Consider the following 6,345-nt stretch of genomic DNA (forward strand, 5'->3'; position numbering starts at 1 on the left):
AGTTTTTAAAACTTCAGTCCCCATAAAAAACAGCGCCGAAGCGCTGTTTTTTAATTACCTTAATTACAGTTAGTAGTGATACCGTATGGACTTACCTCATTTGGAGATGTTGTACCATCTGTAGAGTAATCTGTTGATAATGATGGTAAACCAAGATCATAAGTTGTACGTGTTGGTAAACTCGCTATCGTAGAAGATGCACCAACTCTTACATTTAGCCATTGAGCATAATTTTTTGGATAACGAATACTAAAATCAAATTTACCTTCTGAATCCGTAACATATGTTACAGTATTAGCTAATGCAGCACTCGACTTAGTAAAACTTACAACTTTAACTGGCACCCCATTTACTGCAGTTCCATCAGCGCTAGCAGCACATGAAGTGACATTATTAGTAACCGTTGGGAATAAAGTGTCATCGTTAGGATCGTTTGGTGTACCATTATTATTAATAGCAATATTATTTAGATAATATTGCTGATTACCAAAGACCCATTTCATTGCTGGGTCTTGTGTTGGTACAGGTGCTAATGCCCATAAATTACGCCCTTTAATATAAGAAATTGGGGTAATATCAAGTGTTACTTCTTGATTTGCCAGTGGTTTACCATCGAAGTCAATTACACTTGCAGATAGATTTCTTGTGTAATAAACATTACCACTTTCAGTTAAAGAAGAAACCTCAATATTATTAACCGCAATTACAATCGATGCTCTTGGATTTTGTACTGCCGCCTGAACAATATCCACTTGGGTTACTTGAGTCGCATCAATAAAGCCATTTTCTGTAAATTTCGCTGTTAAACGTAAATCTTCATTTGCAAATGTTGCGGCATCATAATTTCCATCTCGTTCACGCTCATCCACTTGTACTTTAAATACGGCTTGTCCGTTGGCATCTGTGGTTAAACCTGATGCTCCTACAATTATTGCGCCGTTAAGTGCAAAATTCTCAATAGCCAATTCAACGTACTTATCAGCTACGCCACCACCATTAGTATCAACCAAAGTCACAGTAACATCCGTGATATCATTACGTACATTCATGATTGGTTTAGCAGCTGCAACACGTAGACTATAACGTGCAGGCTGTGGTTGAGGTGTTGGAGTCACAATAGGTGCAGGTGTAAATGCTGTTAAATGGTGTATTTGAGTTACTGTACCTGCTTCATTAGTATGACTTGCAGTTAGCTCGATTCCACTTGCAATCAATAAATCAGCATCAACTGTACTTCCATCAATCTCAACCGAGAAGAACGCATTACCGTTTGAATCCGTAATCACTGTTTGAGGTTCGCTGGTATTGGTTGGATGCCCACTTCCTGGTGTACCAATAATTAATGTAGCTGCGTTATTTGCAGACAGCCTTACTGGCTGATTACGAACTGGCTGGTTATTTCGATCTAATAATGCAACAGTTATAATTGAACGGTCACCGGCAGTGCTTAAATTCGCTTTAGAACTCAGTATTGTTAAGTGATTCGTGTTAATCGCTTCAGTTACCGTAAAGCTAAGCGTAGTTTCAAGCTTTTCACCTTTAGGGTTAGTGATAATACCTTTAACCTGAATACCCTTGTCTAATAAAGCTTGTTTTGCAACAGCTGGAATATCTTTAGGTAATGTAAGAGTTACTGGTAATTGTCCATTAGCTGACGTAGAAACTAAATCTGCACTCAGTTTCACACCAGCTGTAATTGCTTCAGTATTCAATGCCAAATTCACAGGATAAGCTGAATTTGCTCCAAGCTCGTCCTTAACGGCTACTTGCACTGTATAGCTCTTACCTAATTCCAAATTAGATTGATCTGCTGTTAAACGTAAGTTTACAGAATCCTTTGGAATCTCAACTTGAATTGAACCGGTTTGCTGTAAACGGTCATTCGGGTTATTTAAACTTGTGCCGACTACCGCATAAACGATACCATTTTTAATCAAGTTTGCATCGTACGCACCTTCAGCAACTCGAACAGTAAATTCTGCTTCACCATTGCTGTTGGTTACAGCCGAGTTAGAAGATAAAGACACACGTGAGCTAGTTAACGAAGATAAAGCAATTTGAATTGGTGTATTTGGAATAATGGCATTGTCTTTATCTTTCGCAACAACTTTAACACGAACTTCACCACCCAACACTGACACAGTTTGAATATTACCTACATATGCAATATCAAGACCTGCAAGCTCTGGTAAAACGACTGGTGGTTGTGCAACATCAACTTTCTTTGTAACAGTAAATGCGGAACCATCTGTACGAGTTGATTTCACGACTACCGTTAAACCATTCGCAATTAGATTCGTGAGTTCAGTTACATTGCCCGCTTTTACTTTAATTGTAAATTTTGCATGACCATTTTCATCTGTGCGAATAGCTTGCGTAGAAACGTAACTCACACCATTATTTAATGCTGCATCATTTAAACCAATACTGATCAGCTGATTTTTAAGTAATTCGCCATCTGTACCTTTTGCGGTGACATTAACAGTTAATGTTTGCTCTTGACCAACTGTTAAAGTCATGTCTCCCAACATATCAACAGTAAAATGATCTAGATCAATCACACCTTGCTCTGTCGGTGCTTTAAAATTCAAACGCAATGTTTGTGTCTTACCATTTGCTGAAGTCGCAACTAACGGTACACCTTGAATCGCTAAAGCAGCTTGCTCAGGCGATAAATTCGCCTTGTAAGCAAGAGTAAAAGTGGCATAACCATCGGCTTCAGTCTGTTTAGAAGACTGACCTGTATGACTCAAGCCTAAATCTTGCAACTGTTCATCACTTAAAGACCCTGCAATATTCAAAGACACAGTTTCGCCAATTAGTGCACTACCGTTTACACCGACTGCCTTCACTTTAACTGTGAAAGTTTGAGTTTTTGTATAATCAAATACCGCTAGTTTTGGATCTGTCGAAGAAGTGATTGGATCTATAGCTAAATAGCGCGTCGCTTCTTCAGAAACTTCTTCATTAGCAACTGTAATAGCAATTGAATTGCTTACACCATTGTCAGTCGTAAAATTAGCTTTAATTCCTGCTTTTACCAATGCTTCTACTGCAGCAGGTGTTTGGGCATTAGTCTTAATATTAAAAGTGGCAAACCCGTTCACCAAGTCTTTTTCCGCAGCCCCATCCAATGTTACACCATTTGATGTTGCCTCAGCATTTAAGTCAAGTTTAACCTTACCTTTAGTTGCTGCTAAGCCTTTATTATTAATCGCCTTAACAGTTACAGCAACTGAGTCATTTTTTGCATTCACTTTATATGAAGATGCAATTTCTAAACGCTGAATAGCATCGGCATCTGAAGCATTTGTATTTTCTGTTACTACATCAACAATAACGCTACCAGACGCAAGGTTAATACCATCTGTATAGGTTGCACTTAACGAAATACCTGTGTCAGATAAAGCAAGTGGATGCGTAACATCGGCCGTGCTAATCGTAAATTCTGCAATACCTTGTGCATTCGTTTTAGCAGTCGCATTATTGAGTTTAACGCCATACGCGAGCTCAGCCTTTGTAAAGCTCAAACGAATCTCTTTTCCACTTAATGGCTCATGTTGATCATTCTTTGCTAATACTTGGATTTTTAAAGGTGTTGAACTTTTCGCAGCAACAGCCTGATCTGGCTTAATTACTGAAAGAGTTGAGACAATCTGAGATGTGTCTTTAAATGTTAAATCTGCTGTTGCGGTTTTTTCAGCTTTATGTTCATCAACTAGCAAAAAACTTAATGTTTCAGACTTACCCGCAAAAGTAGCAAGATCAGCTGATGTAAAATTACTACTCGCTTTAAGTGTATATTTCACCTCACCCTGAGCATTTGTTTGTTGAGTTGCTGCGCCATTAGCGATAATAAATTTACCGCGCATCGCTTCAGGCATATTTAAAGTAACAGACTGATTCGCTTTAATACCACCCTTAGCATCTGTTACAGTCGCAGTGACATCCACACTGCCATTTGGTAGATTTAATACTGTGCCCTGGGTCACATTGATTCTATAGTCACTGACAATCGTACTACTTTTCTTGATATTTAAAGTGTAAGGGATACTAACTGAAGTCCCATCAACAGTAGCAGTTAATTGTACTGAACCTTCAGCTTGTGCTAACGCAGGAACATTAATTTCAAATTTAGCTACACCATTTTCATCAGTCGCAACTACAGAGTTGGTACTGCTTACACCAAACTCATTTGTCGCAATTGATAAGCGAATATTTTTGTTGGCAATACCACCATTGTCTTCATTTAAAGCTTTAACCGCTAAGTAAACTTTTGAGTTGTCTGGAGCTAATTGAATTTCTTGACCACTCGCATTCTGTAAAGCTCGAGTTAAATGCGTTGCTACATTTGACGTATCTGTTTCTGACTGATTATTATCATTTGTATTTCCTCCTTCCGTATTACCGCTAGATGAACCATTATTATAATACCCATCACTACCGCCCCCTCCACAAGCAACCAAAGAAATTGAAGTTGCCAAGATTGTTGTATTGACCCCAAGTTTTTTTAAATTTATAAACAAACTCATGATTTTTCCCACTGCATATAATAGTTAAGCTGCCATCAAGTTAGTCTTCTGGCTTTTACACAAAATTTACTCAAATTAGCAAAAATAAGCAATCTAGTTACATAATTTACACCAGAAACATTGTAAACCATAAATATAAATAATTATGTTATGAGACTTGGTAAACACTCTATGTACGACCTCATCATTATTGGCGCAGGTACTGCAGGAATAAGTGCCTATAACGAAGCTATTAAATACACCCAGAATATTTTAATTATCAATGATGGCCCATGGAATACGACCTGTGCTCGCGTAGGTTGTATGCCTAGTAAACTGCTGATCTCTTCTGCAAATCGCATGCATGACATTCAAACTGCTGAAGAACTTGCTTTAAAGCATAACGCTGTCATTGATACTTCAGATGTTACGCAACGTGTGCATGTCCTTAGAGAACGTTTTATTCGTGCAACCTTGAAAGGTGTCGATCAATGGGACAGCTCACATAAAATTTCCGGAAAAGCCAAATTTATTGATCCCCAAACGATCGAAGTCAATGGACAATCCTATCGGGCCAAAAGTTTTATTGTTGCTGTAGGCTCACGCCCTAATGTTGATAAAGCTTTAAAGCAACAATTAAAAGAAAAATACATCACTTCTAATGAAATATTTGAATTTTCTCAATTACCTGAGTCTTTAGCGGTAATCGGGAGTGGCATCATTGCAATTGAATTAGCTCAAGCCATGCAACGACTGGGTGTACAAACTACAATGTTTGCGCGTAGTCAAAAAGTAGGTGTCTTAACCAGTCCAGTCTTACAGAAACTGGCACAGGAGCAACTCAGTAAAGAACTCAATATCAAGTTTAAGAACTTGCCAGATGAAGTTGGAATACAAGCTGATAAAATAAAGATTAATTTTACAGAAAATGATCAGACTGAAAGTATTGAAGTTGACTATATCTTAGGCGCCACAGGTCGGCAAAGCAATATAGATCGTTTAGGTCTAGATCAACTCAATTCAACATTCAAGGACATCAAAAACCTTCCTATCGATAAAGAAACCAAACAACTTGCAAACCTACCTATATTTATAGTCGGTGATGCCGCACCTGATGCGCCGATTCAACATGAAGCCGCGCATGCGGGTAAACAGGCAGTTTATAACTGTTTAAATTATCCGGATGTAAAGCCTATTCCTGCCTTAATCCCATTGGCGATTGTATTTTGTCATCCTGAAATGGCGATTGTCGGAAAAAGTTTTAAACAGCTGGAAGATCAACACATCGAATTTATTCGGGGATTCGTCTCTTATGAAAATCAAGGACGTGCACTGGTTCTGGCAGAAAACTCAGGTGGAATAGAAGTTTATATTGCTAAAAAATCAGGTAAATTACTTGGTGCAGAACTCTTTTGCTCCCAAGCAGAACATCTGGCCCATTTACTGGCCTGGATGATTGATGCTGACCAGGATATTTATCAGATCTTAAAGAAACCTTTTTATCATCCAACTTTGGAAGAAGGACTCAGAACTGCATTTAAACATGCTCGACGTCAATTGGATGCATTGCTATAAAGGAACTATAAACTGTACTAGCTCAAACCTATTACGCTTTAAAATTGGTTCTTGCTCTAGTCTAATATTGAGCAATGTTGATGTTAAATTTATATATGACATATATAAGACAATTATTCCGCCCATAAAAAAATCCCCCTCTGCTAATGCGGAGGGGGATTTTGGAATAATGAGCTGGCGATGACTTACTCTCACATGGGTAACCCCACACTACCATCAGCGCTAAGAGGTTTCACTTCTGAGTTCGGGAAGGGATCAG

General features: G+C 38.4%; 2 protein-coding genes. One reads left to right on the forward strand and one right to left on the reverse strand.

Translation table 11 applies throughout. From position 1 onward, the window contains the following. Positions 1-59: 59 nt before the first annotated feature. Positions 60-4,532, reverse strand: coding sequence for a hypothetical protein (locus F894_RS12890; RefSeq protein WP_005248158.1), 4,473 nt, complete (start codon positions 4,530-4,532; stop codon positions 60-62). 171 nt (positions 4,533-4,703) lie between these two features. Here F894_RS12890 and F894_RS12895 point away from each other — a divergent pair, with 171 nt between their 5' ends. Continuing rightward, positions 4,704-6,086: a dihydrolipoyl dehydrogenase gene (locus tag F894_RS12895; protein ID WP_034438360.1), complete on the forward strand. Its 1,383-nt coding sequence runs from the start codon at positions 4,704-4,706 to the stop codon at positions 6,084-6,086. The last annotated feature ends 259 nt before the right edge of the window (positions 6,087-6,345 follow it).

The sequence above is a fragment of the Acinetobacter sp. CIP 51.11 genome (assembly GCF_000369665.1).
In the GTDB taxonomy this organism is placed as follows: domain Bacteria; phylum Pseudomonadota; class Gammaproteobacteria; order Pseudomonadales; family Moraxellaceae; genus Acinetobacter; species Acinetobacter lwoffii_S.

Bases quoted from the DNA above. Each gene is read 5' to 3' on its own strand.
- F894_RS12890 (WP_005248158.1), bottom strand. From the start codon at position 4,532: ATGAGTTTGTTTATAAATTTAAAAAAACTTGGGGTCAATACAACAATC.
- F894_RS12895 (WP_034438360.1), top strand. From the start codon at position 4,704: ATGTACGACCTCATCATTATTGGCGCAGGTACTGCAGGAATAAGTGCC.